Origin of the sequence: Streptomyces sp. NBC_01390 (assembly GCF_045040105.1) — a bacterium.
Taxonomy (GTDB): domain Bacteria; phylum Actinomycetota; class Actinomycetes; order Streptomycetales; family Streptomycetaceae; genus Streptomyces.
In genome coordinates, this window is the sequence record NZ_CP109551.1 from 1,082,233 (window position 1) to 1,108,351 (window position 26,119).

General features: G+C 69.6%; 23 protein-coding genes and 2 pseudogenes. 17 read left to right on the plus strand and 8 right to left on the minus strand.

All coding sequences use genetic code 11. The annotated features are described in order from the left end of the window. Nucleotides 1-34 precede the first annotated feature (34 nt). The 3 genes from OG241_RS04690 (at nt 35) to OG241_RS04700 (ending at nt 2,165) form a co-directional block, all read left to right on the plus strand. Entirely contained in the window at nt 35-643 is a 609-nt protein-coding gene (locus tag OG241_RS04690; protein ID WP_405813829.1) for a class I SAM-dependent methyltransferase, read from the plus strand. A 130-nt stretch (nt 644-773) separates the two neighbouring features. Beyond that, nucleotides 774-1,103 (plus strand): hypothetical protein, encoded by a 330-nt coding sequence (locus OG241_RS04695; RefSeq protein ID WP_405813831.1) that lies wholly within the window; start codon nt 774-776, stop codon nt 1,101-1,103. A gap of 135 nt (nt 1,104-1,238) precedes the next feature. Beyond that, nucleotides 1,239-2,165, plus strand: a complete 927-nt coding sequence (locus OG241_RS04700) for a hypothetical protein (protein WP_405813833.1) — start codon at nt 1,239-1,241, stop codon at nt 2,163-2,165. A 120-nt stretch (nt 2,166-2,285) separates the two neighbouring features. On the opposite strand, the gene OG241_RS04705 is transcribed toward OG241_RS04700, so the two are convergent. After that, entirely contained in the window at nt 2,286-2,468 is a 183-nt protein-coding gene (locus tag OG241_RS04705) for a hypothetical protein (RefSeq protein WP_405539004.1), read from the minus strand. 106 nt (nt 2,469-2,574) lie between these two features. After that, nucleotides 2,575-3,258, minus strand: a pseudogene (locus tag OG241_RS04710) (acyl-CoA desaturase); the annotation flags it as partial. 95 nt (nt 3,259-3,353) lie between these two features. Here OG241_RS04710 and OG241_RS04715 point away from each other — a divergent pair. Next, nucleotides 3,354-3,665 carry a hypothetical protein gene (locus tag OG241_RS04715; protein ID WP_405813834.1) on the plus strand — a complete coding sequence of 104 codons (312 nt, stop codon included), beginning with the start codon at nt 3,354-3,356 and terminating at the stop codon, nt 3,663-3,665. A gap of 93 nt (nt 3,666-3,758) precedes the next feature. Further along, entirely contained in the window at nt 3,759-4,748 is a 990-nt protein-coding gene (locus tag OG241_RS04720; RefSeq protein WP_405813835.1) for a hypothetical protein, read from the plus strand. Between the two features lie 57 nt (nt 4,749-4,805). On the opposite strand, the gene OG241_RS04725 is transcribed toward OG241_RS04720, so the two are convergent. Next, a complete protein-coding gene (locus OG241_RS04725) occupies nt 4,806-6,158 on the minus strand; it encodes a tetratricopeptide repeat protein (protein ID WP_405813837.1) in 1,353 nt (450 codons plus the stop codon). A 177-nt stretch (nt 6,159-6,335) separates the two neighbouring features. Here OG241_RS04725 and OG241_RS04730 point away from each other — a divergent pair, with 177 nt between their 5' ends. Together OG241_RS04730 and OG241_RS04735 are read left to right on the plus strand one after the other, a co-directional pair. Next, a complete protein-coding gene (locus tag OG241_RS04730; protein ID WP_405813838.1) occupies nt 6,336-6,905 on the plus strand; it encodes an ATP-binding protein in 570 nt (189 codons plus the stop codon). 318 nt (nt 6,906-7,223) lie between these two features. Beyond that, the gene (locus OG241_RS04735; RefSeq protein WP_405813839.1) at nt 7,224-7,514 is read left to right on the plus strand and encodes a hypothetical protein; all 291 of its coding nucleotides are present in this window, start codon (nt 7,224-7,226) and stop codon (nt 7,512-7,514) included. A 407-nt stretch (nt 7,515-7,921) separates the two neighbouring features. On the opposite strand, the gene OG241_RS04740 is transcribed toward OG241_RS04735, so the two are convergent. Beyond that, entirely contained in the window at nt 7,922-8,701 is a 780-nt protein-coding gene (locus OG241_RS04740) for a GntR family transcriptional regulator (RefSeq protein WP_405813840.1), read from the minus strand. A gap of 164 nt (nt 8,702-8,865) precedes the next feature. Between OG241_RS04740 and OG241_RS04745 the strand changes: the two genes are divergently transcribed. From OG241_RS04745 to OG241_RS04760, 4 genes are all read left to right on the plus strand, one after another. Beyond that, complete coding sequence (locus OG241_RS04745) at nt 8,866-9,204, plus strand: hypothetical protein (protein ID WP_006378502.1); 339 nt, start codon at nt 8,866-8,868, stop codon at nt 9,202-9,204. Next, nucleotides 9,204-10,508 (plus strand): FtsK/SpoIIIE domain-containing protein, encoded by a 1,305-nt coding sequence (locus tag OG241_RS04750; RefSeq protein WP_405813841.1) that lies wholly within the window; start codon nt 9,204-9,206, stop codon nt 10,506-10,508. The genes OG241_RS04745 and OG241_RS04750 overlap by 1 nt, the downstream gene beginning before the upstream one ends. Next, nucleotides 10,505-10,702 (plus strand): hypothetical protein, encoded by a 198-nt coding sequence (locus tag OG241_RS04755; RefSeq protein ID WP_086747616.1) that lies wholly within the window; start codon nt 10,505-10,507, stop codon nt 10,700-10,702. Before OG241_RS04750 ends, OG241_RS04755 begins: the two co-directional genes overlap by 4 nt. A 314-nt stretch (nt 10,703-11,016) precedes the next feature. Continuing rightward, complete coding sequence (locus OG241_RS04760; RefSeq protein WP_405826048.1) at nt 11,017-12,393, plus strand: replication initiator; 1,377 nt, start codon at nt 11,017-11,019, stop codon at nt 12,391-12,393. Nucleotides 12,394-12,569: 176 nt separating this feature from the next. Here the strand turns inward: OG241_RS04760 and OG241_RS04765 are convergent, their stop codons facing one another. Beyond that, the gene (locus tag OG241_RS04765; RefSeq protein WP_405813842.1) at nt 12,570-14,198 is read right to left on the minus strand and encodes a recombinase family protein; all 1,629 of its coding nucleotides are present in this window, start codon (nt 14,196-14,198) and stop codon (nt 12,570-12,572) included. A 26-nt stretch (nt 14,199-14,224) separates the two neighbouring features. Then, a pseudogene (locus OG241_RS04770) lies at nt 14,225-14,602 on the minus strand (fatty acid desaturase); the annotation flags it as partial. 250 nt (nt 14,603-14,852) lie between these two features. Between OG241_RS04770 and OG241_RS04775 the strand changes: the two are divergent. Both OG241_RS04775 and OG241_RS04780 read left to right on the plus strand, forming a co-directional pair. Beyond that, nucleotides 14,853-17,714, plus strand: coding sequence for a DEAD/DEAH box helicase (locus OG241_RS04775; RefSeq protein WP_405813843.1), 2,862 nt, complete (start codon nt 14,853-14,855; stop codon nt 17,712-17,714). After that, nucleotides 17,714-19,027 (plus strand): SWF or SNF family helicase, encoded by a 1,314-nt coding sequence (locus tag OG241_RS04780; protein ID WP_405813844.1) that lies wholly within the window; start codon nt 17,714-17,716, stop codon nt 19,025-19,027. The genes OG241_RS04775 and OG241_RS04780 overlap by 1 nt, the downstream gene beginning before the upstream one ends. A gap of 78 nt (nt 19,028-19,105) precedes the next feature. On the opposite strand, the gene OG241_RS04785 is transcribed toward OG241_RS04780, so the two are convergent. Both OG241_RS04785 and xylA read right to left on the minus strand, forming a co-directional pair. After that, nucleotides 19,106-19,603, minus strand: a complete 498-nt coding sequence (locus OG241_RS04785; protein ID WP_405813845.1) for a hypothetical protein — start codon at nt 19,601-19,603, stop codon at nt 19,106-19,108. A gap of 210 nt (nt 19,604-19,813) precedes the next feature. Then, entirely contained in the window at nt 19,814-20,980 is a 1,167-nt protein-coding gene (gene xylA, locus OG241_RS04790; RefSeq protein WP_405813846.1) for a xylose isomerase, read from the minus strand. Nucleotides 20,981-21,184: 204 nt separating this feature from the next. Between xylA and xylB the strand changes: the two genes are divergently transcribed. The 4 genes from xylB (at nt 21,185) to OG241_RS04810 (ending at nt 26,068) form a co-directional block, all read left to right on the plus strand. After that, entirely contained in the window at nt 21,185-22,630 is a 1,446-nt protein-coding gene (gene xylB / locus OG241_RS04795) for a xylulokinase (protein WP_405813847.1), read from the plus strand. A 116-nt stretch (nt 22,631-22,746) separates the two neighbouring features. After that, nucleotides 22,747-23,955, plus strand: a complete 1,209-nt coding sequence (locus OG241_RS04800; RefSeq protein ID WP_405813848.1) for an ROK family protein — start codon at nt 22,747-22,749, stop codon at nt 23,953-23,955. Nucleotides 23,956-24,082: 127 nt separating this feature from the next. Beyond that, nucleotides 24,083-24,682: an N-acetylmuramoyl-L-alanine amidase gene (locus OG241_RS04805; protein ID WP_405813849.1), complete on the plus strand. Its 600-nt coding sequence runs from the start codon at nt 24,083-24,085 to the stop codon at nt 24,680-24,682. A gap of 105 nt (nt 24,683-24,787) precedes the next feature. Further along, nucleotides 24,788-26,068, plus strand: coding sequence for a GAF domain-containing protein (locus tag OG241_RS04810; protein ID WP_405813850.1), 1,281 nt, complete (start codon nt 24,788-24,790; stop codon nt 26,066-26,068). Nucleotides 26,069-26,119 lie beyond the last annotated feature (51 nt).

Below are 26,119 nucleotides of genomic sequence, written 5' to 3' on the forward strand. Positions count from 1 at the left end.
CGCGCCCTGGGGTACTTCGCGTCTGTGCGGGATCATGCGGAACATGAGCGACGACCACACACACGTCCGGGAGTTCTTCACCGTCCGCGCGGCCGACTGGGACAGCAGATTCCCCGACGACGGGCCCGCCTACGCCGCCGCGGTCGCCGACCTGGGGCTGCGTGAGGGGTCCCGGGTGCTGGACGCGGGCTGTGGCACCGGGCGCGCCCTGAATCCGCTGCGTGCCGCCGTGGGGCCCTCGGGAGTGGTCCTGGGCGCGGATCTGACCCCGGCCATGCTGGAGGCCGCGGTACGGGCCGGACGGGGCCTTGACGGACAGCTGCTGCTCGCCGACGTGGCGGCCCTCCCCCTGCGTTCGGAGTCGCTCGACGCCGTGTTCGCGGCAGGCCTGATCGCGCATCTGCCGCATCCTGGCGAGAATCTGCGGGAACTCGCGCGCGTGGTGCGACCCGGCGGCACCCTGGCGCTGTTCCACCCGATCGGCAGAGCCGCACTGGCTGCCCGGCAGGGCCGGCGGATCACCTCGCAGGACCTGCGGGCGGAGGCCAGTCTCGGTCCACTGCTGGCCGGCGCCGGCTGGCACATGACGTCGTACGTGGACGAGGACGCACGATTTCTGGCGCTGGCCGTGCGCCCGGCCTGACCGGGACCCTCGTCGTACGGGGCGGCGGCAGCGCGGCTGTCCTCTTCTGCCGTGGGCGCCGCAACTCTACGTTGGAGAGCGGCAGATGAACGCTCAACCATGGCAACCACACAGGGGGAAGGTGGTCCGCGTGTTCGGCGGCATCCATGAATCGTTCACAAGGTTCCTCCGATCCTGGCGCCCGGAAGCGGAAGAGGCCGAAGTGGCGGAAGAGGTGCAAGAGAGCCCGGGGCGTAGGAAACGCGCACACAATCTCTTCGAGGCGGCCGCCGTGTATGTGTCGGCGTGCGCGGAGGACGACCAGGATCAGATGGACGAAGCCGTGGCCTGGGTGTCCCCGGAAGCACTGTCGTTCGGGGTGAACGAGCTGGCGTGCCGTGCCGTCATCGCGCTGGCCAGAGAGCGCGACGAGTCGCCGCGGACGGTGGCCCGGGAGCTCCTCGGGCTGCCGACGGCCTGACCGAAGCGGGTACATCCGGTCGATTCCCCCTGCCCTGCAGGAAAGCAGCAGCTCCGGGAGGGGTGGGAGTCGTGACAACAGCCTTCCGATCGGATTAGGGTGCGCGCCGATGGAAGAACCGATGGGGAGGCTGGGATGGCAGAGACGGACGAGGAAGCCGTCGCCACCGCGGACGACGCGCTCTATGTGCTCACTGCGGCGCTGCTGACGCCCGCGCAGTTCCCGAGCGTGCTGGGCGACGACTATCTGGAGGCATGTACGGCGCTCGGCCTGGCGCCTCTCGCCGACGGGTACGGGCTGGTGCTCGGCCAGGACGGCGACGGCGCGCGATGGACCGTCGCCATCGACGACGTATCCCTGGTCGCGGTCGCGATCGCGTCGTGGGACTGCGGAATGGAATACGACCTGTCGCCGGAGGAGCACACCGTCGTCGCGGCCCTGCCCGGCTGGCCTCTCGCCGTCGCCGTCGCGGCTCCCGACGTCCCCGCCCCGCACGACCCGGGCCCCGAGGTCGCGGACCGGCCGCCCCTCACTCCGCCGGACACCACCTCGTGGGGCCCCGCCCAGCGCCGTCTGGGCGCCGACGAGATCGCGCGCCAGTGGGCGACCTGGCGGGAACAGCTCAGCGACGAGGACTTCGCCCCTGCGGGCGGCGGGTCGGCGGCGCCCGCAGGTGAACCGGCACAGGCCGAGGCGGACACGGGCCGGGCCGGAAAAACCGCAGGCACGTCCGAGGGGGGCGCAGCACCGATCGAGGACACCCCCGGGCAGGCCGACGGCGGCGTGAAGCGACCCGGTGCGAGCATCCGGCGCGTCATGGCGGAGGTACGGGCGTACGTGGAGACACCTCCGCCCCTCGGCCGTGTCCGCTCCTCCTTCGCTCCCGGAGACGCGCGGACTCTGCGCGCCGACGGTCCCGGCTGGTCGATGGTGGCCAGAACCGACGACATCGCGTTCGTCCTGCTCGACGACGAGCCCGGAGAGGTACTGCCGGTGGGCCGGGGCCCGGAGTTGCCCGGTCTCCTCGAAGCACTCGACAAAATGGCCGTACGCCCCAGCTGAGCGCGTCGGCCGACGCCGCCCGGATGGCTCTGATTCCGGGCGGCGTCGGCACTCCAGGCGCTTTTGCGGGCCCTGCGGAGGGTCAGCGGCAGTGGGCGCGGGACATAGAACGGCGCCCCCTCAGCGGCCGATCTCCTTGCGTGAGACTCGGCGCAGCCTGCGCCGCTGTGCGGGGTCCAGCGTGAGGTAGGCGGCTGCCGGGACTCCCAGCACTATCAGCAGCGCGGCCCACCACGGCAGCCAGAACAACAGGATGATCCCGACTGCCACGCCCCCTGCGGCGATCTTCGCGTTCCTCGACATGAGTGTCGCCTCCTTCGCGGCCAGTGCCGCTCTCTGATCTGAAAAACGGGCCCGCGCCTCCCACAGTTCCGGACCGCGACCCTGAGACGTCCCTGAGATGCGCCCCCTACTCGCCCCTGAGGGGCTCTCCCACCTCGTACATGTGACGCAGCGCCTGCCGGTACGAGTCGACGAGCCCTGTCTCCGTATAGGGCATACCCACCTCACGGCAGTAGGCGCGCACCGTCGGCTGGGCGAGCCGCAGATGGGGGCGGGGCATGCTCGGGAAGAGATGGTGCTCGACCTGGTAGTTGAGGCCGCCGAGGAACCAGTCGGTCAGGGCGCCGCCGCGGACGTTGCGGGAGGTGAGCACCTGGCGGCGCAGATGGCCCCAGCGCTCGCCTCCTTCGGGGTCGGGCATCTCCATGCCCTTGTGGTTGGGCGCGAAGGCCATGCCCAGGTGGAGGCCGAACAGCGCCTGGTGGAGGGCGGCGAAGACGAGTGCCTGGCCAAGCGAGAGGGAGGTCAGCAGCAGCGTCGCGTAGGCAACGGCATGGGTCACCAGGAGGACGGCCTCCACTGCCCGTTCCCGGGGCGCCTGTCGGCGCAGGTACCTGAAGCCGGTGATCTGCAGAGCGATGCCCTCAAGGAGCGTGAGAGGGAAGAAGAGCCAGGCCTGATGACGGGTCAGCCAGCCCCGGAAGCCGGTGCGATGCCGAGCCTGTTCGCCGGTGAACACCAGGACGTCGGCGACGACGTCGGGATCCTTCTCGATGTGGTTGGGGTTGGCGTGGTGGCGGTTGTGCTTGTCGCAACACCTTGGTAAATGCAGCTTCTCCTTCACTCTCAAGCCAATACTTGCGGATCACCATGTGGATCAAGATTGAAGCGTGATCTCATTGCTGGATGCGCGATGAGCACTGTGTAACCCGGAACCACATCGACTTATGGAATCAACGTGTGCTGACGCACGGGGCGGTACCGATCACGTTCCGGACAGTCATACGTGGCTCTCTCCTCCCGATCCTGGTCTGGCTTGGCATCGCATGCTTCGTCTACTTCGTCTACAACCCCCTGATGACGGTGGTCCTGTACGGGATCTTTACACTCTCCTTCCTCGTAGGGTTCCTCATCCGCCGCAAAGCAGGGCACTCTGCTCGGTGCAGCTTCTACGGCGCGGTGGGCGGAGTGCTGGACAAGTCAATGGCAGGGTTCTGAAACAAGTCGGCCGAGACGGCCAGGTACGGGACCAGATAGGGCTCACATCCTGTATCTGCCAACCCATGCACCGGGAACCGCTACGCTGCGCCCATGAATAGAGTCTTCATCCTCGGCGCAGGTTTCTCTAAGGCCATCAACCCTCTGATGCCTACTCTCTACCAACTGACCGATAGCGTAAAAGAAGCATTTCATGGGCGTGGGATTGACATTTCCGACGACCTAGCCGGTTTCGGTAATGACCTTGAGCGTTGGTTGAGCTCGTTGGCGGATCCAGGGCCATGGCTGACTGTGGCAGAAAAAATGCGAAATCGCGCCCAATTCATTGAAGTCTCCGACGATATTGCCCAGTCAATCACAGCACTGGAATTGCGAGTCGCTCACAATGCGGCTCCAAGTTGGCTAGGTCCCCTAGTTCAATACTGGGATCGCACCGAGTCAACGGTCATTACCTTTAACTATGACCGCCTAGTCGAGTTGGCATATCTACAAAGCGCAGATAAACAGGACAAGTGGCCGGGAGAACTCTATTCAATCCCCGTAACTCCAGCAGCATTGCGAGTGAGCGCCGTCGTGGGTGGGGACAGGCGTCCTACACTCAAACTTCTCAAACTACACGGGTCAGTATCCTGGTGGTATTCAGGACCTGAGGGTGGCGAATTTGATGTCATTTACGAGGCTTCCTGGCACGGATCCTTCAATGAAGGCATCAGTAACATGTGGGAAGAAGTCGAAACATATGTGTCCGACAAGCTACCCCTACTCATTCCACCTGCAGCAACGAAAACCCCCTTCTACTCCAATCGACTTCTTGCAACGCAATGGCAAATTGCAGCTCAGGCACTCCGAGAGGCGGAAGAACTAGTCATTATGGGCTACAGCGCGCCACCGACCGACCTGGCTGTCACAAATCTAATTAGCTCCAATTTCCGAGGGGAAGCCATCATCCCCGTCGACATTTCCGATACCGTCCTTGCGCGTGCTTCAAATCTAGTCAATCGCAATATCTCTACCCAAATCATCACCGATTTCATCGGTCAAGACGCCATCGAAAAATGGGTAAACACGTTCGGGGGTAGTTAAATTGGGATGAAAATTCCCACACAAACACATGCATTCAGGAGGACGAAGGCAAGCAACTCAGAATGGAAGCTCAGGTGTGGCCGCGCCCCTCGTGATGCTCAAAATCCGTTCATGGAAGTCACGCGTAACGGCCTCGCGCGGATAACGGGCACGAAGTTCCTTGTCCAGTTCATTGGCGACTAAAAGCAACGATGGAAGGGACTTCCTGGCGGCCGCAAGTGCCGTAGTACCCATGCCTACGGCCTCCTCTATGTCGCCGGTGCGGGCTGCGGCGACTCCGAGTGTGAGGCGGGCCTCTGCGGCGCGCATTGGGGAAATCTCGGTACCGTCCGGGCCCGTGCTGATTCGGATTACTGACCGTGCGTGGGTGGCGGCGCGTTCATCGTCTCCGAGCAGACGGTAGGCGTCCATCTCGTAGAAATCCCACTTGTCCGGATCGATTATGAAGTGGTGCTCGGGGTGATCCGGCCGGGGCAATCGGTCCAAGCGGGCGCGTCCGGCATCCAGCGAGTCACGGACAAGTCGGGCGTCTCCCATCCGTGCAGCGGCGCGGGCCTTGTGTGCGTACAGCTGCACGCCGACGGAGTGTGTCTGGTCGGCGATGTGCCCTGCTTCCACGGCGTCAAGCATGTCTTGCCAGCGGCTTTGAGTGAGGGCGAACCATGCCTCGATCTCGAACGCCCATGCCTTGATTTCGCCGTTGCCGGCCTCATCGCCGATCCGCAGGGCGGCGGCCTTGCTGAGGTTGGCTGCCTCACGCTGGCCTCGGTCGTACTGCACGCACGCGTTGAGAAGGAAGAGCCAGCCTGCGTCGACGAGGAGTTCCCGGTGCTGGCGCAGGGTCATCCGGCCTTCGAGTTGCTTGGTGACGTACTGCAAGCCGTTGCGGGTGCGCTCGTGCAGGTAGTCGGCGTCTGCATACGGATAGGCGCGGGCCAGTTGGTCAATGCCCTGTTCGATCGACTCCAGGGCTGCGCTGTTGATGCTGGACATCTCCGTGCGCCGTAGTAGTTCGGCGATGTCCCAGAGTCCTGCACCACCCTCTGTGATCAAGGTGCTCGGGTCCTGCGGCACGGCGATGCTGGCGCTTCGTGCCAGCTCCCAGGGGCGTGGGGCGAGTCCTGCGAGAGGGCCGGGAATGCGTAGCCCGTCCACCACTTCGAGGATCTTGCGGTGCTGGGTGATCCGTGGGCGTGCGCCCTTGCCGTCGGTCTCCGGTCGGGCCATGAGGCCGATGTGCTCGCGCTTGTAGCCGACGGCTTCGGCGATCTTGGCGTAACTGATCTTGCCGTGCAGTCGGGCGAGTCTGAAGACTTCGCCGAAGTCGTGGTTGGCGACTGCCGACCGTACGTCCGCGCGTTCCAGCACGTGCGGCGGCAAGGCTGCCGGTGTCGGCGCTGCTTCGGTCATCTCACTTCCCCATCGTGATTGACCAGACGTGTCTTCTCTTCTGCGTTCGTCTTGCGAGTGTACCCACGAGGGGGGTCCCCAAGAGGGGGGAGCGACAGCCGATACAGGGGATGCATCCTCGGTCCACCCCGCCGGGAGAGTCTCGGCGGATGTGACCGGAGACGGTGACTTTGTGTCATGACCGCGAAGCAAGCTCGAAAGCGTGAGCACGTGGCGAGTGAGCTGGACGCGTTCGCTCACTGGTTCATCTCGCCGAATCTGTCCGACGGTGGGCGCTACCTGACGCTCACGCTCTTCGCCGAATTCGGCAACACCGCGCGCCTCGCGCGTGACATGACGGGTGCGTTCCTTGAGAGCACCGGGGCCCATGACGTCGTGGATGATGCCCGGCTGATCGTGTCAGAGCTGGTCGGGAACGTAATCAACCATGCTGTGCCGGAGCGCTGCTTTTCCAGGCCCGGCGGAGCTCGGCGTATCGATGTGGCGTTCAAGCTGTGGCCGAAGTGGCTGTTCATCGGCGTCGCCGATGAGGACTCGTCCCCGCCATTGCTCCCGTTGGGAGAGCCGTTCTCCCCCGGCCTCTCGGGCGAACTGTCTGAGGCTGTGCTGCCCGACAGCGGGCGGGGGCTGTTGATCGTTCAGCGGCTGGCCACCTCGGTCTGGTGGACACCGGAAGACAAGGGCGGAAAGACCGTGTGGGCCCGCCTCGACCTCGTCGACGGCACCGGGGGCAAGCCGTTGTGGTGATCTTCGGGCCGTCACGTCCTCGTTGCTCCCTCGGGAGCGGGTGACGGTCTGAGGGCTGGAGGGTCGTCCCTCCGGCGTACGGGGCGCGGCCTCTTGGCTTGGGCCATCGGGTTCCCCACCCGAGTAGCAAGGGGCCGCGCTTCACAACCGAAAACGCAAGACCGGACCACCCCCGCGCCTGGAAGCAACTGGGGTGGTCCGGAAGGGAGTACAGCGACCCCCGGTGCCTGATGGTACCGGGGTCGTTGTGCTGTGCATCCGCCCTGGACCAAAGAGAGTTGACGATCTGTTATCTGGACCAGGACAGAGGTGGACACAATGACTGGCGCTGGCGAGAACTGGCTGAGCGACGGCATCGACGACTCCGGTGCGGACTTCGGGCTCTGGGTGCCTGGCGTCGACTACCTGGCGGCGTGGCGGGTCGCGCGAGAGTCTGCCGACCGCTTAAACCGGGCGTTCCTCGGTGCCGGGTTCGAGCTGTCGGAGGTACGGGCCGTTGCCTCGACGAATGAGGACGGGCGCGGCGTGGTCCGGGTTACGGGCTGGCCGGACGCGTTGGAGCGGCTTGCTTGGCTCCTGGAGTCGCACCCTGGCGACGGTGTGGCATGAGGAGCGTTCTCGCTGGTGAGTGGTGCGGGTGGGCACGTCGCCGGCCGCAGGGACTTTGGGCGGGAGCTGCCATGGGGCGAGTGAACAGGGGGCCTTACGCTCGCCAGCGGATCGGGCAGGCCTTGGAGCTGCCCGCAATAGCCCGATCGGCCCCCTGTTCTTCGAGGCTCGCCCCATGGTGGCTGCCTAAAGTCTCGGAGGCCGTCGACCCCCAGCCCACGACACCCCGGCCTGCCACGGCCGGTCGACGCCTCAACTCCCCTGGCGTGCTGCGGTGTGGGGCGCTGGCCGTCCGGACGGGATCGGCGGCCACGCCGCACGCCCGGCCGGGGCGGCCGGGCGCCCTGGCGCGCCGTAGGCGCGCCCTTGAGGAAGTGAAGGCTGTTTCGACCGATGGCCGTTGCTGCTCAGGCGCGGGTGCGTCGGGTGGGCTGTTTGTCGGCGGTGATCCGGTAGGCGAGTTCGGCACGGTCTGCGCCGGTGCGCAGCTCTTCGAGGATCAGCGGGCGGCCGTCGGCGGAGTGCGTGACGCGGGCCAGGTGCAGGACCGGGGTCGCGTCCGGCAGGCGGAGCGTGGTCCGCTCGTCGGGAAGCGGCATGCGGGCGCGGACCGTCTCTGTCCAGGACAGCTTGTGCCCGTCCTGGGTGAGCAGCTCGTAGATCTCGGCCGGGCGGGTGGACGGCTCCTCGGCGAGCAACGGGACGGTCTCGGCGGTCGTGAAGGGGATCAGCGTGCGGTGCATGGCGCGCGTCCCGGAGTTGGGGTCGGTCAGGAGACGGTCGCATCCGAACAGGGCTTCTTCTGCGCCGAGTTGGAGGAGTCGGCCGGTGTCCTTGGTGGTGCGGGTGCGGTAGGTGCTCGGCTCTTCGGTCTCGTCCCATACGTCGCCGCCTGGCATCACGAACGTGCCGTCGGCGGTGTGGGTGATGCGGCGTTCGAGGGTGAGGGTGGGCTGTCCGGTGGAGCGGACGTAGCTGCCTTTGCCGTGGCGGACGTCGATCAGGCCTTCCGCTCGTAGGGCCGCGACGGCGTTGCGGACGGTGGGGCGCGATACGCCGTAGCGGGCCATGAGTTGGGCCTCGGACGGCAGTAGGGCATCGGGGGCGAACTCGCCCGACAGGATGGCTTCCCGGATGGCGGCGGCCACCTGCTGGTAGAGGGCTCCGGGGCGCTGGATCTCCGACATGGCGGCATCTCCGGGTTCAGTTCGTAGTCACGTCGCACGCGCGACATCACTCGTCAGCATAAGTACTTGCGTCCTCGCCGTACAGCACTTCATAGTCTTCACTCGTAAGGACAAGTGACGTCTGAATATGTCAGGCGTCCAGATCGGCCAGGGAGGCCAACGAAATGCAGTCCATTCCCGTGGACACCGGGCGGCTCGGCGTACTGCGCTGCGCCATCGCCCCCGAAGCAAAGATCAGCAACCAGGAGACACAGGAGGTCAAGAAGGACCGGGACGGCAACCCCGTCTACACCGTCGCCGTCACCGTGCGCCAGGACCGGCGGCGGATCTCCGTCATCGAGATCGCCGTCACCGGCGAACCCAAGGGCATCGAGGAAGGGATGATCCTCAAGGTCACCGGGCTGACCGCGTTCATGTGGGCGATGGGCGACCGGCACGGCGTCAGCTTCCGCGCCGACGCCATCACCCCCATCTCCGGCGCCTTAAAGGCCGGTGGTGCGTGATGACCGGCATCCTGGCTCTCGCCCTCGGGCTGTTGGTGCTCGTCTGGGTGCTGGGTGGTGGTGATCTGCTGCGGCGGCATCGCCCGGTCTGGCACTGGTACCTCGCCGGATACCCGGCCGCTGTGTGGCGGGTGGTGTTCACCTGGCGCAAGGTGGCCGTGCTCGTCGATCTTGCCGTGTCCCGTCGTCCGTCGCGTGGGCTGCTCGGTGACCTGGTCGTCAAGGGCGATCCGGTCCGGCCGGTGGCACCGCGCATCTCCTTCCCACGCGCCACCCGTATGGGCCTGACCGTGGTGGTGCGGCTGCATGCGGGCCAGACCCCGGCCATGTACCTCAAGGCGGCCGATGCCCTGGTGCATGCGTGGAAGGTCCACGCGGTGCGGGTCACCTCGCCGGAACGGGGGCTGGCGCTGCTGACGGCAACGGCCACCGATCCGCTGCAACGCCCCGGCCTGGCGACCGCCCCGGCCGAACTGCTCTCGGCACTGATCGGGGTGTTGGAGAGCGGGGGCGCGTGGGTGATGGATCTCCTGGTGGTGCCGCACTGGCTGATCGCCGGGGCCACTCGGTCGGGCAAGTCCACCCTGCTGGCCCGGCTGATCACCCAACTCGCCCCGCAGCACGTCGCCCTAGTCGGCATCGACTGCAAGGGCGGCATGGAACTCGGTTTGTTTGCGCAGAGGTTGAGTGCGCTGGCGACGAGTCGGCGTGAGGCGGTCGCGGTGCTCGCCGCGCTGGTGGTCGAGATGCAGGACCGGATGAGCGTCTGCCGGACGGCCGGCGCCCGCTCCATCTGGGAACTGCCCGTCAGGTTCCGGCCCGTACCCGTCGTCGTGATCGTCGACGAGATCGCGGAACTCTACCTGTCCGACGGCAGACGCGAGAGCAAAGCAGAAGCCGAACAGTGCTCCACCCTCCTGCTCCGCCTGGCCCAACTCGGCGCCGCCCTCGGCATCCACCTGATCGTCGCCGGGCAACGCGTCGGCTCCGACCTCGGCCCCGGCGTCACCGCCTTGCGGGCCCAACTCGGCGGACGCATCTGCCACCGGGTCAACGACCCCGGCACCGCCGAAATGATCCTCGGCGACCTCAACAAGGACGCCGTGGCCATCGCCCAGTCGATCACCGCTCAGGAACAGGGCGTGGCCGTGTGCACCGGACCGGACGGCGGCTGGAACCGCGCCCGCTCCCACCTCACCCCCACCCAAGAAGCCGTCGCCGTCACCCGTAAGCACGCGGGCCTGGTGCCCGAACTGCCCACCGTCACCCGCGCGCTCGCCGCCCTCGAAGGAGACGCCCAATGATCAGCACAGGTGCCGCCGTGTCCCTCGTCGTGGTCTTCGGGATCATCACCTTCCTCCTCGTCCGCTCCCGCGACGTCCGCGCCTGGGAAGCGGTCTGCATCGCCCTGTTCGGCCTCTACCTCGGCCAGACCCCCGTCAGCCTCACCATCAACGGCTTCGTCACCTGGGTCCTCAGCGGCTTCTCCCACTTCTAGACACAGCAGAAAGGGACATACGGCTATGCCCATGCGCCGCGTGAGATGCACCGTCTGCAAGGGCGACGGAGCACGCAAGACCTGGACCGGACGACTACGGCGCTGCCGCGTCTGCCGGGGCACCGGAACCATCCGCTGAACCCACCACCCCAACCGACCCAACTGACCGCACAAGGAGTGATCCCCATGACCCACACCCCGCCACCCACCCCCATCCGAGCCGCTGCGGCGGCCCACCCCGGAAGGTCACCACCATCACCCCGCAACACACCACCCCGGCCGACAGGCGCGCCGTCCTCAACCGCGCGGCGCGCCTGCGCCAACTCCCCGAAACAGACCGAGACGCACTCCGCATCGCCCAACACCCCCAATTCCCGCGCTGGCTGGAGCAGATCACCGCTACCGGCGGCTGCGCCCACCCCATCCACCTCTCCGGGTCGACAACGACTCTAAACGCGGCAACGGGCGAGATCCTCCGCCACTACGACACCCGCACCGAACCCGGCGAACGGCTCTCCGTCCGCTGCCGCAACCGGCGCGCGAGTGTCTGCGCCCCCTGCTCACGCCTCCACGCGGGCGACACCTTCCACCTCGTCCGCGCGGGCCTCCTCGGCGGCAAGAACATCCCCACCACCGTCCGCAACCGCCCCCGCCTGTTCGTCACCCTCACCGCGCCGTCGTTCGGGCCGGTCCATCGTGCCGGGAACGAGCGTTGCCGACCGCGCCGCGACGGCGGAACCTGCGAACACGGGCGCCCCCTCGGCTGCGGCGCCACCCACGCCCCGGATGCTCCGGCCGTCGGCCAACCGCTGTGCGGCGACTGCTACGACTACACCGCCCACGTGCTGTGGCACGCACACGCCTCCAAGCTGTGGGACCGGTTCGTCATCGACGTCCGGCGGCGCCTCGCCTCCTCGGTCGGCCTCGTGCAGTCCCGCTTCGCGGACCACGTCCGGTTGTCCTTCGCCCGCGTCGCCGAATACCAGAAGCGCGCGGCCGTCCACGTGCATGCCGTCGTCCGCCTGGACGGTCCGAACGGACCCAGCGACGAACCCCCGGCCTGGGGCACTGCGCAACTGCTCATCGACGCTGTACGCGCCTCCGCCGGTCGGGTCCTGGTCCACACTCCCTACAGCCCGGCCGCAGGCGAACTGGCTTTGCGCTGGGGCGTCCAGGTCGACGCCCGGCAACTGCACACCGACGGCGACGGGCCCGACGATGACGCCGTGGCCGCGTACGTCGCCAAGTACGTCACCAAAGGCGCGAGCGAGACAGGCGCCGGCACCGACCACACCATCACCACCTGGCACGGCATCGCCTCTGCACCCGTCACCGAGCACGTGCGCACTCTCATGCGCACCTGCTGGCGCCTCGGCGGCCTCCCCGAATACGAGCCGCTCCGCCTCCGCGCCTGGGCCCACACTCTCGGCTACCGGGGGCACATCCTCACCAAGTCCCGCGCCTACTCAACGACATACACCGCGTTGCGCGCCCAACGTGCCGAACACGTTGGTCACGAATCCGTGCCTGGCACGGTGACCGATGGGCACTGGCGCTACGTCGGCTCCGGCCACACCCCGGGGGCCGCACTCATCGCCGCTGGGATCGCCACAGATCTCGCTGCCAGTCGCGAGACCGCGCGGGAAGAGCTGGCTGCCGAGAGGAGCGGGCTGGGTGCCTCGTCCGGGTGACCCCGCAGAAGATCCGGACATGGCCTGGGCGCGAGCACATGCGCGGAAGGCTCCCCGTTGGTCGGATGCCAAGTGGCGCAGGATCAACGCCGCTCTTGGACTGGAAGTGTCCACGAACGACAGGGCCCGTCATCATCGCCGTGCGACGTGACAGGCCCGCGTGTGCTGGTCCTCCCCTACTCCTCGGCATAGATCGGGACCAGACGATCCCTCAACGGCACTTTGCTGCCCCTGCCTACGGGGAGAGCAACCAGGGCCGTCAAGGTGCGCTCGACGTAGGCGCGGCGCTCCGCCAAAGTGATCCCGTCCCGATGCCATTCCTTGTCCATGTCAACGGGTTTGCCGTGGGTGGCAAGGGTCTTGCGCTGCCAGGCGTTGCGGTCCTTCATCAGTCGCCGTTCGTCAGCCTCGTATTCGGCCAGATCGGCGTAGTACCTCTCAGCGCTGATCTGCCGGTTCCGTCGGGCCCGCTTGAGGTCCGCGATGTCCTCACGGACGTTGGCCAACTCCGCCTCCTTCGACCATGCCTGCGGGGCCACTGTCGCCTCCCGCTCGGCGGCCTCCTCCTCGTACTTGGCGATCACGAGCTTGCCTATCAACTCGTCGGTCTCCGGTCCACCGATCTTGATGCCCCCGCAGCCTCGACCGGTCGACTTGCCGTGACAGCCGTAGTAGAAGTACCCCTCGGGCTTCCCCTGGCTCCGTGCCGCCTTGAGCGCGCGTAGCAGTGCTCCGCAGCCTTCTTTGCCGCATCGGAGCGTCCCCGTTCCCAGGTACGTCCGGGTGTTGTGTCCAGTGCCCCGAATCGGCCCCTCACCGATGATCGCCAGGAGAGCTTGCCATTCGGTCACCGTGAGGATGGGTTGCCACTGGCCAACGACCGGCTTGCCCTCGTCGTCCTGGGCGACGGCGATATGGCGCGTCTCTCGTCCAGTCTCCGGGGCGATGTCGGAGATCGTGTAAGAACGGTGGCCGCACAAGCGGGGGTTCCGCATCAGTTCCTTGAGGACGGCGCGTGTCCAGCGATTGCCTCGGGGAGTCGTGATCCCCTCGCGGTTCCACTCAGCGATGATCCCATGCCAGGTGGCTCCCTCGATCAGCCGACGGGCGGCATCCCGCAGTAGCTTCGCCTCCTTGGGGTCCAGCGTGCGCTTGTCTTCCTGCCAACCGAACGGGCGCGAACCCCCGACAGGGATGCCCTGCTCACGCAACGCCTTGTGCTTGCGCCGGACCCTGCGGGCCGTGTCGGCGGACTGCTTGTTGGCCATGGTCACCAGCACGCGGGCCATGGCGCGGCCGTTGTCCGTCAGAAGATCCAAGGTGCCTGTGATGTCGATGATCGGCCGGTGGTGGTGCTCCACTACCTCTATGGCGTCCTCAAGATGGCGGGGATCGCGGGTGAGGCGGTCGATGTCATAGACGATCAGGCCGTCAACGCGCTCGCCGTTCGGCGCGATACCGCGCTTGAGGTCCTCCAACGCTCCCTCGAACACAGGCCGGATCACTCGGTATGCGGTACGGCCGTCCGGGAGACGGACCCTCCTACGCTTCCACGCTGAGGTGTCGGGCTCCATGTACGTGTGGACGTACCGGCCTCCTCGGCTCTCCACGAACCGGCGGCCGTCCTTCTCCTGCTCCTCCGTGCTCTTGATGTCCCGCCCGGTCATCGGCACGAAGCGGTGCTTGTCTGACGGGTCGTCGGCTAAGTCGTCTCCCTCGATCTCCTCGGTGGAGAGCCGGGCCAGACCGGCCCAGTTCTGTCCGTCCAAGTCACCCCAGTGGGCCCGCTGTACGTCATCAGTCATATCTAGAAGCTACATCTGACTATGCGTTGGTCGATCCACCAGGAATAGCTCATCCCCAGCAGCAGGTCGGCGTGGACAAGGCCGATCGCACGGCTGACGGCCCTGTTGCCGGTGATCTGGGCGTGGCCCGCGTCGTGGCCTATGAAGGCCGTGCGGGCGCAGAACACGGCGAACGGCGGGGCCAGGAGCAGAACCCACCAGGAGCTGCCGATCAGCGCGATGCCCGTGACGATGCCGGCCAGGGCGAGCAGGTTTCCGGCGATCCCGAGGGCGTACCAGGTGTGCCGCCGTTCCAGAAGTCCCTGCCCCTTGACGGTGCGCAGGAGGGGCGCGAAGTCACTGCCGGCGGACTGCGGGGCGGAGGTGCCCGGAGGTTCGGCGGCGAGGACGGCTGTCTGGGGCATGGCGGTCTCCGGGTCTCTTCGAGGATCGGGCTGACCTGAGGAAACGTACGAAGTGGCCGCCCCTCGCGACCATGGCGCCACCACCCGTCTCCCGGCAGGGGAAACCCCCGCTGCCACCAGGGGGTTGAGGACACCCCGAGGCCGGACGACTCCCCGCACGGCCGAACAGCACGGCGAACGCACCACCACGGGTGCTGTACCCTCGGCGACGCGTACCTCCAGTAGTCAAGTTTGAGGAGTGCCCATCACTGTGCAGAGGATTCCCGCGGCGACACCGTCCGAGATCTCCGAACTGGCCGGCTGCTGTGCCGTGTTCGTACCCGGCGATCCGGCCCGCGCCGGCCGGGTGGCGTTCTGGCGGCCCGACGGGGCCGCCCCGCCCACCGTGTCCGCGGGGACCGTCGACGACCTGACCGTGGTCGTGGCCGGCGACCGGGGTGTCGAGCGGACGGAGGTGACCGCCGTCCTGCTTCCGGTGCGTGCCGCGTTGCCGGTCCTCACGCGGGCGCGTGCCGTCGCACAGGGGCACCGGGCGACGGCGTTCTGGGGTACGGCCGCCGTTGTCGCCCTGCAACTGGCCGCGCGCGGACTGCTGCTGCCCGGCCTCTCCGCGGAGGACCACGACGCCTGGCGGGCCGGACCGCTCGGCGCGGCGGACGTGGAACGCGTTCGCGAACTCGCCGCCGCGATGCCCCCGGAGGCGCATGCCGTGCCGTTGGAGGGCACGGAGCCGCCGCGACTGCCCGACCCCGAGCGGCTGCTGCGGGCCTTTCTGGACGCCGTGGCCGACGCGCTGCCCCGCTCCCCCGCCGCCTCCCTCGCCGCGGGCGGGGCCGCCTACGCGGCGCCGGAACCGCGGCAGATGCCGGAACAGCGCGCGTGGGCCGCGGAGGTCGCCGCCGGGCACGACGCCGGGGTGCGGATCTCGCTGAGGGTGGAGGTGCCCGGGCTGGCATCGGCCGGGCCGGACGACACGGCCCTGCGGTTCCGTGCCGTGCTCCAGGTGCACAGTGTGAGCGAGCCCGGGCTGGTCGGGGACGCGGCCGAGGTGTGGGCCGCGGCCGGCGCACCCGGCCGCGCCTTCGGCCCGCGCGCGCGGATGGACGCCCTGCTCGCACTGCGCCGCGCGGCCCGGACCTGGCCGCCGCTCACACCTCTGCTCTCCGCGACCGTGCCGGACGCCGTCGACCTGGCCGACGAGGAGATCACCGAGTTGCTCAGGGAAGGCGCCCGCGCCCTGTCCCTCGCCGGGGTGGAGGTGCACTGGCCCAAGGAGCTGGCCCGCAAGCTGACCGCCCGCGCGGTCATCGGGCCGCCCGACGAGGACACGGGCCCCGGGAAAGTCGCGTCGGACACTCCGTCGTTCCTGTCCGCCGACGCGCTGCTCGGCTTCAACTGGCGGTTCGCACTGGGCGACCGGCAACTCACCCGCGAGGAGCTGGACCGGCTCGCCGAGGCGAACCGGCCCGTGGTCCGGCTGCGTGACCAGTGGGTCCTCGTGGACCCACAGGAGGTTCGCCGCGCCCACGCACAGCAGGACCGCAAGGTCACGCCCGTCGACGCCCTCAGCGCCGCCCTGACGGGTTCCACGGAGGTCGACGGCCGCTCGGTCGAGGTACGGCCCACCGGGTGGCTGGCGGCCCTGCGGGACCGCATCTCGGACCCGGAGGCACAGGACCCGGTCGGTCAGCCGGCCGCGCTCGACGCCACGCTGCGCGACTATCAGCTGCGGGGCCTGAACTGGCTGGCCCGGATGACGTCCCTGGGGCTCGGGTGCTGTCTGGCCGACGACATGGGCCTCGGCAAGACGATCACACTGATCGCGCTGCATCTTCACCGGCAGACGGACCGGTCGGCCGCCGGGCCCACCCTCGTTGTCTGCCCGACGTCCCTGATGGGCAACTGGCAGCGCGAGATCGAGCGGTTCGCGCCCGGGACGCCCGTACGCCGCTTCCACGGGTCTCGGCGCGGCCTGGAATCCCTGGTCGACGGCGAGTTCGTGCTCACCACGTACGGGACGATGCGCCTGGACGCCCGGCGGCTGGCCGAGGCGCCCTGGGGTCTGGTCGTGGCGGACGAGGCACAGCACGTCAAGAACCCTTACTCCGACACGGCACGGGAGCTGCGTTCCATCGGTGCACGCGCACGCGTGGCGCTCACCGGCACCCCGGTGGAGAACAACCTGTCGGAACTGTGGGCGATCCTCGACTGGACGACCCCGGGCCTGCTGGGCCGGCTCGGCACCTTCCGCTCACGGTACGCGCAGTCCGTCGAGGGCGGTCAGGACCCGGCCGCCGCCCAGCGTCTGTCCCACCTCGTACGCCCGTTCCTGCTGCGGCGGCACAAGTCGGACCCGGGCATCGCACCCGAACTGCCGCCGAAGACGGAGACCGATCGCGCCGTGTCGCTCACCAAGGAGCAGGCAGGGCTGTACGAGGCGGTGGTGCGGGAGACGCTCGCGGAGATCTCCGGCGCCGGCAGCATGGCCCGACGTGGGCTGATCATGAAGCTGCTGACCGGCCTGAAGCAGATCTGCAACCATCCGGCGCAGTTCCTCAAGGAGGACCGCCCGAAGATCGCGGGACGCTCCGGAAAGCTGGAGCTCCTGGACGAACTGCTCGGCACCATCCTCTCCGAGGGAGCGAGCGTTCTGGTCTTCACCCAGTACGTGCAGATGGCACGGCTGCTGGAACGGCATCTGGCGGCACGCGGGGTGCCCTCGCAGTTCCTCCACGGCGGCACGCCCGTCGCGGAACGCGAGGCGATGGTGGAGCGTTTCCAGGAAGGTGAGGTACCCGTCTTCCTGTTGTCGTTGAAGGCCGCCGGCACGGGCCTGAACCTGACCAGGGCCGAGCACGTCGTGCACTACGACCGCTGGTGGAACCCCGCGGTCGAGGCCCAGGCCACGGACCGCGCGTACCGCATCGGGCAGAGCCGTCCCGTTCAGGTGCACCGCCTGATCGCCGAGGGCACGATCGAGGACCGGATCGCCGAGATGCTGGACCGCAAGCGGGCGCTGGCCGACGCGGTGCTCGGCTCGGGCGAGGCGGCGCTCACGGAACTCACGGACACGGAACTGGCCGACCTGGTGCGGCTGCGAGAGGGGGCGTGATGAGTCGGCACGACGGTGACGAGTACGAGGGTGACCACGGCCATGAGGCGTTCGGAAGCGCCGCGACCGGGGCCGACCTGGAACGTACGTTCTCCGCGCTCCCGCCCCCGCCGGGGCGCGGCTTCGCGGAGACGTGGTGGGGGCGCGCGTGGCTGAAGTCGCTGGAGGACGCGGCGTTGGACTCCGAGCAGGTGCGGGCGGGCCGTCGGCTCGCCCGTGCGGGGGCGGTGGGTGCCGTCTCCGTGCGCCCAGGACGTATCACCGCCGTCGTCCTCGACCGCGACCGCACCGCGCACCGGTCCGACGTCCTGCTGCAGGAGCTGTCCGCCGAACAGTGGGACCGCTTCCTGGACATGGCGGTCGAGCGGGCCGGCCATATCGCGGCCCTGCTCGACCGGGACATGCCATCGCAACTGGTGGAGGACTCCGCTGCCGCCGGAGTCGAACTCCTGCCCGGCATGGGTGATCTGGAGCCGCAGTGCGACTGCGACGCCTGGGACCACTGCGGTCATACGGCCGCGCTCTGCTATCAGGTGGCGCGGCTGCTGGACCAGGACCCCTTCGTCCTGCTGCTGATGCGGGGACGCGGCGAACGCGCCCTGCTGGACGACGTCCAGAGCCGCGGCGCCGTCCCCGCCGAGGTGCCCAGCGGGCCGGAGGGCGTGGACGGGGCTGAGGCGTACGCGGCCGGGAGCATCCTCCCGGCGCTGCCCGCCCTGCCCCCGCTGCCCGAGACCCCCGGGACACCGCCGGCCCTGGACACCGACACCCCGCCCGCGCCCGGAGTGGACGCCGGCGCGCTGGAGTTCCTGGCCGCGCGGACGGCCGTAGAGGCGCACCGGCTGCTCGCCGAGGCACTCGGGGAGGGTCATGAACGGCGGCCCTCGGAAGCGGAGTTGACGATGAGCCAGGACGCCGTGCGACTGGCCGTGGGCAGTCCTGCGGAGGTTTCGGACCGTCTCGCCGAGGGGTCGGGGCGCAGCCGGGAGCAGTTGGCGTCGGCCGTTCACGCCTGGCGATTCGGTGGCGCGGCAGCCTTGTCGGTCCTGGAGGAGGAGTGGACGGTCGGGGGCGAACAGCTCGCCCGCGCGCGTGCCGCGATCGACTCCGCCTGGGACGAGGACGAGCGGCCGACGCTGCGGGCGGCGCGCAACCGGTGGACGGTGGTCGGCGCCGGGAGCCAGGTGCGCCTGGGGCGTGACGGCCGCTGGTGGCCGTACCGCAGGCACGACGGCAGGTGGGTGCCCGCCGGCCGAGCCGCCCAGGACCCGGCGACCGCGCTCGCTTCGATGGAGCACATAACCAGCACATAAAACCGTGGAGGAGCCTGCCCGGAGGCACCGTCGTCCGCCGGGACCTTCTTCGGGTTCGGCCGTCTTCACGACCTCGATCTAGGGCGCCGCCGCCCCATCGGCCAGTGAAACGAGCGACTCCAGGTCACTCGGGAACTCGCTCGGCAGATCCGTCGGGAAGCCGGACGGAAGGTCGGTGGGGAGCCCGGACGGCAAGGTGGGCAGCCTGGTGGGGAGTTCGGTGGGCAGTGCCGTCGGGATACTGAACGAGGGCTCGGGGGTACGGCTCGGGCTGCGGCTGCTCTCGGGCGGGTTCTTGTCCGGGGTGCTGTCGCCTCCGGACACCATGAGCACCACTGCGACGACGGCCGCGACCACGACGGCGGCGGCGAGCAGGATGAAGAGAGGACCCGGCCTTCTGCCGGGTCCCCGGTGTCCGTCCGGGTAGCCCCCGCTTCCGTGGCTTCCCCCGGAGGGCGGGCCGAATTCCCCGGAGGGTGGGCCGAAGCCCCCGGGAGGTGGGCCGAAGCCCCCGCCCGGAGGCGGACTGTGCCCCGGCGGCCCGGGCGGTTGGGGCGGTACGGGCGGCATGGCCATACCGTCAAGAGTCGCCGCGAACCGGTCAACACGCGACCCCCACACGGAAGTTGATACGGACTCATGCCATGGACCGCATGATTCCGGAGCAATCCGAGCCAGGATCGGTCACAGGGGACCAAACGCGGCACAGTTGTCCACACCGGCGACCGGGGACCCCGTCAGAAGACAGGCGTCCCCGGGACGCGACGTGACACGACGTGACGCGAATCAGCCTCGCGCACCCAGCAGGTGGTCCATGGCCAGCTGGTCAAGCTGCTCGAAGGCCATCCCGCGCGCGGCCGTGGCGTCCACGTCGAACTCCTCGAACGCCGAGCGGTCGGCGAGCAGCCCCTGGAGACCGTCCGCCGCCGTCTGCTGCGCCAGCTCGTCCAGCCGCGAGGCGCGCAGGGCCGCCTGGACCTCCGGGTCGGCACGGAAGGCGGCGGCGCGCTCCTTGAGGATCAGGTAGTTGCGCATGCAGCCGGCCGCCGAAGCCCACACGCCGTCGAGGTCCTCGGTCCTCGGGGGCTTGAAGTCGAAGTGCTTCGGGCCCGCGTAACCGGCGCTCTCCAGGAGGTCGACCAGCCAGAAGGCGGCACGCAGGTCACCGGCGCCGAAGCGCAGGTCCTGGTCGTACTTGATGCCGGACTGGCCGTTGAGGTCGATGTGGAAGAGCTTGCCCGCCCACAGGGCCTGGGCGATGCCGTGCGGGAAGTTCAGCCCGGCCATCTGCTCGTGGCCGACCTCGGGGTTGACGCCGTACATCTCCGGGCGCTCCAGGCGCTCGATGAAGGCCAGGGCGTGGCCGACCGTGGGCAGCAGGATGTCGCCGCGCGGCTCGTTCGGCTTGGGCTCGATCGCGAACTTCAGGTCGTAGCCCTGGGCGATCACGTACTCGCCGAGGAGGTCGAAGGCCTCCTTCATACGGTCGAGGGCGACGCGTACGTCCTTGGCCGCGCCGGATTCGGCGCCTTCCCGGCCGCCCCAGGCGACGTAGGTCTCCGCGCCGAGTTCGACCGCGAGGTCGATGTTGCGGATCGTCTTGCGCAGCGCGTAGCGGCGCACGTCACGGTCGTTCGCGGTGAACGCGCCGTCCTTGAAGACGGGGTGCGTGAAGAGGTTGGTGGTGGCCATCGGGACGCGCATACCGGTCGCGTCGAGGGCCTGGCGGAAGCGCTTGATGTGCGACTCGCGCTCGGTGTCCGAGGACCCGAAGGGGATCAGGTCGTCGTCGTGGAAGGTCACTCCGTGAGCACCGAGCTCGGACAGGCGCTGCACCGTCTCGACCGGGTCGAGCGCACGGCGGGTGGCGTCGCCGAACGGGTCCCGTCCCTGCCAGCCGACGGTCCACAGGCCGAAGGTGAACCTGTCCTCGGGGGTGGGCTGGTAGTTCATGCCGCGGCTCCTTGCGTTTGCTCCGACTATTTCGTCATGGCGGTTTACAAATTAGTATGCGGAAGCATCTCTGGGAAGAGACAACGTGTCCCTGAAACGTTTCCCTGAGCAGAGACTGAGGGTGGGGACGGGTCACCGCGACCCGGACACGCACCGAAGAACACCAGGCCAGATCCCGCGGAGCCGCGGAAGAGGGAGAGCTCGATGTCAGCAGCCGAGGGTCCGCTCGTTGTCGGCGTGGACACGTCGACCCAGTCCACCAAGGCGCTGGTCGTCGACGCGGCCACGGGGCGGGTGGTGGCCAGCGGCCAGGCACCGCACACCGTCACCACCGGGGCGGGCCGCGAGAGCGACCCGCGGCAGTGGTGGGACGCCCTGTGCGAGGCGCTGAGCCAATGCGGTGACGCGGCCCGCGAGGCCGCCGCCGTGTCGATCGGCGGCCAGCAGCACGGGCTCGTCACCCTGGACGCGCACGGCGAGCCGGTCCGTCCGGCGCTGCTGTGGAACGACGTACGCTCCGCGCCCCAGGCCCGCCGGCTGGTCGAGGAACTGGGCGGCGCGAAGACCTGGGCGGAGCGCACCGGAAGCGTGCCCGGCGCCTCCTTCACGGTCACGAAGTGGGCCTGGCTGGCGGAGCACGAGCCGGAGGCGGTTCGTGCCGTCAAGGCCGTGCGCCTCCCCCACGACTACCTGACCGAGCGGCTCACGGGCCTGGGCACCACCGACCGCGGCGACGCCTCCGGCACGGGCTGGTGGGCGTCCGGGACGGAGGCCTACGACGCGGAGGTGCTCGGACACGTGGGGCTCGACCCCGCGCTGCTGCCCCGGGTGGTCCGGCCGGGTGAGGTCGCCGGGACCGTCCGCGACAGCCACGACCTGCCCTTCTCCAAGGGCACCCTGGTCGCCGCGGGCACCGGGGACAACGCCGCCGCGGCCCTGGGACTCGGGCTGCGCCCCGGCACACCGGTCCTGAGCCTCGGCACGTCGGGCACGGTGTACGCGGTCTCGACGCACCGGCCCGCCGACCCCACCGGCACCGTCGCGGGCTTCGCCGACGCCCGCGGCGACTGGCTGCCGCTGGCCTGCACCCTCAACTGCACACTCGCCGTCGACCGCGTCGCGGCACTGCTCGGCCTCGACCGCGAGGCCGTCGAACCCGGTACGGACGTCACGCTCCTGCCCTACCTGGACGGCGAGCGCACCCCGAACCTGCCGGGCGCCACGGGACTGCTGCACGGGTTGCGTCACGACACGACCGGCGGACAGCTCCTCCAGGCCGCCTACGACGGGGCGGTGCACTCGCTGCTCGGCGCCCTCGATCTGGTGCTCGACGCGGAGGCGGACCGTTCGGCACCGCTGCTGCTGATCGGCGGCGGCGCACGTGGTACGGCCTGGCAGCAGACCGTACGACGGCTGTCCGGGCGGCCCGTCCAGGTGCCCGAGGCCAGGGAACTCGTCGCGCTCGGCGCCGCGGCGCAGGCGGCGGGCCTGCTGACCGGTGAGGACCCGGCCGCGGTCGCCCGTCGCTGGGACACGGCCCGGGGGCCGGTGCTGGAGGCGGTGGAACGGGACCAGGCGACGCTGGACCGGATCGCCGGGGTACTCTCCGACGCATCGCCGCTGCTGGAGCGGGGGACGGCCGCCGAGTGACGGCCCGAGAGGCGAACACGAGGCGACGGAGCCGCACCGACATCAGCTGAAGGAAGCCGGCGTACACCCGCCCGTGGACGCCGGCTCACGGACACCGACCGAGGACTGACGGAGGCATGACCGCACCGCTGCACGAGGCCCGTCCGCCCGGCGCGGGCGCCCGGCTGCCCGACACCCAGCAGGGCATGCGCCGCCGCAACCTCGCGCGGGTGATGCACACCGTCAGCGCCGAGGGGCCGCTGTCACGTGCCGGGGTCGCCGCACGCATCGGACTCACCCGGGCGGCGGTGTCGACGCTGGTGGACGAGCTGATCCGCTCAGGGCTGCTCGAAGAGCTGGGTCCCGAGCGGCCCGCCCGGGTCGGGCGCCCCGGGTCGGCGCTCGCCGTGAGCGGGCGCGGTCCGGCCGGGATCGGGGCGGAGATCGGTGTCGACCATCTCGCGGTCTGCGCGGTCGATCTGCGGGGCGTGGTCCGGGCACGCGCCGTACGACACGGCGCCAACCGCGGGCGGTCCCCCGAACCGGTGATCGCGGAACTGACCGGTCTGGTGCGGGCGGTGATCGCCGAAGCGGAGCGCGAGGGCCTGTGGCCGGCCGGGCTCGCGGTCGCCGTACCGGGGCTCGTGGCCCGCGACGGGCACACTGTCGTCCGCGCACCGAACCTCGACTGGCACGACACCGACCTCGGCGCGCTGCTTCCCGTCGACTTCCCGTTGACGGTGGACAACGAGGCCAACCTCGGCGCGCTGGCGGAACTCTGGCTCGGGGACGGCACCCCGCCCGACTTCCTGCATGTCTCGGCCGAGATCGGCATCGGCGCGGCGGTGGTCGTGGACAGCCGTCTGCTGCGCGGAACGCGCGGATTCGCGGGCGAGTTGGGGCATGTGCCGGTCCATCCGGACGGGCCACGGTGCGCGTGCGGTGGTCGCGGGTGTCTGGAGCAGTACGCGGGTGAGGAGGCGGTCCTGCGGGCGGCGGGCGTCGAGTCGGGAGAGGATCGCGTCGGGCTGCTCGCGGAGCGCGCGGCTCAGGGTGATCCGGACGTACGGCGAGCCCTGGACGGGGCCGGCACGGCACTCGGCATCGCGCTGACCGGGGCGGTCAATCTGCTGGACCCGGAGACCGTCGTCCTGGGCGGCGCGCTCTCCGGGCTCGCACCGTGGCTGCTGCCGGCGCTGGAGGCGGAACTGGCCCGGCGTACGGCGGGACCCGCCTGTGCGGTGACGGTGTCGCGGCTGGGGCCCGAGGGCCCGCTGCTGGGCGCCGCGCACTCGGTGGTGCGGGCGGTGCTGGACGATCCGGGGGCGGTGGCGGGGCGGGGCTGAGCGGGCGGCCTTCCGGGAATCCGCAACCCCCGGGCGCACTGGTGCGTCCCTCAATCAGTACTCCTCCGATCATCAGTACGCCTCGCCTTCCTCACCTTCCCCCCCTTCCTCGAAAGGCCTTTCACGGATGGAGCGGACCAGGGTGTTCCCCAGCAGACGGCGGCTGTTGAAGGGCGCCGCGCTCGCCGTCGGCCCCTACGCCCTGCTGCCCGCGCCCCGGGTCGGCGCCCAGCCCCCGTCACCCGACTACCCGTCGGGCACGTGGGAGCCCGCGACCACCGCCAACTACACGGCGTCGCAGCGCCCGTTGACCCTGATTCCCGACCTCGTCGTCATCCATGTCACCCAGGCGTCCTACTCCACGACCCTGGCCGTCTTCCAGCACCCGCTGAAGAAGGTGTCCGCGCACTACGTCGTGCGGTCCGGCGACGGACACGTGGCGCAGTGCGTAAGGGAGCGCGACATCGCCTGGCACGCGGGCGACTGGAACCACAACCTGCGCAGCATCGGCATCGAGCACGAAGGGTGGGTGGACCGGCCCGGCTATTTCACGGACGCCCTGTACGAGCGGTCGGCGAGGCTCACCGCGACGGTCTGCGCGCGCTACGGCATACCGAAGGACCGTACGCACATCATCGGGCACTACGAGGTGCCCGGCACCGACCACACCGATCCCGGACCGAACTGGGACTGGACGCGTTACATGCGCCTCGTGGGCGGCGCCTGAGCGAAACGGTGGTGCCCCTGATCGGTCCACCGCGTCGAAACGGTTGTCCGCTTCCATCCCCCGAGTGACGATGTCACCAGCCGCATCGCCCGCAGGGAGGCCCAGTTGACCGATCCATGGGTGGCCCTGGAGCCGGGAGCCGACCCCGCCGAACGAGGACGGGTGCTGCGTCGCGCGCACGAGACGTTCACCGAGGCCGGGACCGTGACCCGGCCGGTGCGTTCCGTGGTGGCCGACTCCTGGAGACGTTCCGCCCGGGCGGGGGTGGGGCCGGACGGCTCCGCGAGCGTGGAGCTGCTGGACGGCGAGCTCGGCTCCTACCGTGCGGAACATCCGCTGGCCCTGGTGATGCCCCTGTTCCGGGAACTGATGGGCACCTTCGCCGCCGACGGCGAGCATCTGCTGGCGGTGTGCGACGCGCAGGGCAGGCTGCTGTGGGTGGAGGGGCATCCGGCCACCAGACGACAGGCGGGACGGATCAACTTCGTACCGGGGGCGCGCTGGTCGGAGTCGGCGGTCGGTACGAACGCGCCGGGTACGGCGGTCGCCGTGGACCGGCCGGTGCAGGTGTTCGCGGCCGAGCACTTCATCCGGCAGGTGCAGCCATGGACGTGCGCGGCGGCTCCGGTGCACGATCCGCGCACCGGGCGGGTGCTCGGCGCCGTGGACATCACCGGCCGGGACGGGCTCGCGCATCCCCACAGTCTCGGGTTCGTGCAGGCGGTGGCACGGGCGGCGGAGTCCCAGCTGGCGCTGCTCGCCCCGGCCCGCCCGGCCACGGACGCGCTCGACCTGACCGCGCTGGGCCGTGACGAGGCTCAGCTGCTGGCCGCCGGGCGCGCGTTGCGGCTCAGCCGTCGGCACAGCGAGCTCCTTGTCCTGCTCGCCCGCCATCCGGAAGGGCTGACCGGGGACGAGCTGCTGTGCGCGCTGTACGAGGACGAGTCGGTCACACCGGTGACGCTGCGCGCCGAACTGGCCCGGCTGCGCCGGGTCCTGGCTCCCGGGTTGCTGGCGTCGCGCCCGTACCGGCTGACCATGCCGGTCGAGTCGGACATCGCCGTCGTGGAGCGCGCGCTCGACACCGGGGCGATCACCACGGCGGTGCGGGCGTACTCCGGTCCGTTGCTGCCCGGTTCCCGGGCACCGGCGGTGGCCCGGCTGCGGCGCAGGCTCGCCGACGGTCTGCGCACCGCGCTCGTCGCCCGCCGGGACCCGGACCTGCTGGCCGACTGGGTCCACACGCCGTGGGGCGAGGACGACCTCGACGTGTGGCGCGCCCTCGCGGCGGTGCGGCCGACGGTGGCCGTGCGGGCCCGCCTGAACGGGCTGGAGTCGGAACAGGCTGCGCCGCGGGGGTGGGCGCGGCAGTCCGCTCGGCGCTGACAGGCACACCCGGTTTCACCTGGCCACCCACGGGACGGCACCCCCGTACGC

Bases quoted from the DNA above. Each gene is read 5' to 3' on its own strand.
- OG241_RS04725 (WP_405813837.1), bottom strand. From the start codon at position 6,158: ATGACCGAAGCAGCGCCGACACCGGCAGCCTTGCCGCCGCACGTGCTG.
- OG241_RS04720 (WP_405813835.1), top strand. From the start codon at position 3,759: ATGAATAGAGTCTTCATCCTCGGCGCAGGTTTCTCTAAGGCCATCAAC.
- OG241_RS04805 (WP_405813849.1), top strand. From the start codon at position 24,083: ATGGAGCGGACCAGGGTGTTCCCCAGCAGACGGCGGCTGTTGAAGGGC.
- OG241_RS04730 (WP_405813838.1), top strand. From the start codon at position 6,336: ATGACCGCGAAGCAAGCTCGAAAGCGTGAGCACGTGGCGAGTGAGCTG.
- OG241_RS04715 (WP_405813834.1), top strand. From the start codon at position 3,354: ATGCGCGATGAGCACTGTGTAACCCGGAACCACATCGACTTATGGAAT.
- OG241_RS04690 (WP_405813829.1), top strand. From the start codon at position 35: ATGCGGAACATGAGCGACGACCACACACACGTCCGGGAGTTCTTCACC.
- OG241_RS04765 (WP_405813842.1), bottom strand. From the start codon at position 14,198: ATGACTGATGACGTACAGCGGGCCCACTGGGGTGACTTGGACGGACAG.
- OG241_RS04780 (WP_405813844.1), top strand. From the start codon at position 17,714: ATGAGTCGGCACGACGGTGACGAGTACGAGGGTGACCACGGCCATGAG.
- OG241_RS04800 (WP_405813848.1), top strand. From the start codon at position 22,747: ATGACCGCACCGCTGCACGAGGCCCGTCCGCCCGGCGCGGGCGCCCGG.
- OG241_RS04745 (WP_006378502.1), top strand. From the start codon at position 8,866: ATGCAGTCCATTCCCGTGGACACCGGGCGGCTCGGCGTACTGCGCTGC.
- OG241_RS04755 (WP_086747616.1), top strand. From the start codon at position 10,505: ATGATCAGCACAGGTGCCGCCGTGTCCCTCGTCGTGGTCTTCGGGATC.
- OG241_RS04750 (WP_405813841.1), top strand. From the start codon at position 9,204: ATGACCGGCATCCTGGCTCTCGCCCTCGGGCTGTTGGTGCTCGTCTGG.
- OG241_RS04740 (WP_405813840.1), bottom strand. From the start codon at position 8,701: ATGTCGGAGATCCAGCGCCCCGGAGCCCTCTACCAGCAGGTGGCCGCC.
- OG241_RS04785 (WP_405813845.1), bottom strand. From the start codon at position 19,603: ATGGCCATGCCGCCCGTACCGCCCCAACCGCCCGGGCCGCCGGGGCAC.
- xylA (WP_405813846.1), bottom strand. From the start codon at position 20,980: ATGAACTACCAGCCCACCCCCGAGGACAGGTTCACCTTCGGCCTGTGG.
- OG241_RS04705 (WP_405539004.1), bottom strand. From the start codon at position 2,468: ATGTCGAGGAACGCGAAGATCGCCGCAGGGGGCGTGGCAGTCGGGATC.
- OG241_RS04735 (WP_405813839.1), top strand. From the start codon at position 7,224: ATGACTGGCGCTGGCGAGAACTGGCTGAGCGACGGCATCGACGACTCC.
- xylB (WP_405813847.1), top strand. From the start codon at position 21,185: ATGTCAGCAGCCGAGGGTCCGCTCGTTGTCGGCGTGGACACGTCGACC.
- OG241_RS04700 (WP_405813833.1), top strand. From the start codon at position 1,239: ATGGCAGAGACGGACGAGGAAGCCGTCGCCACCGCGGACGACGCGCTC.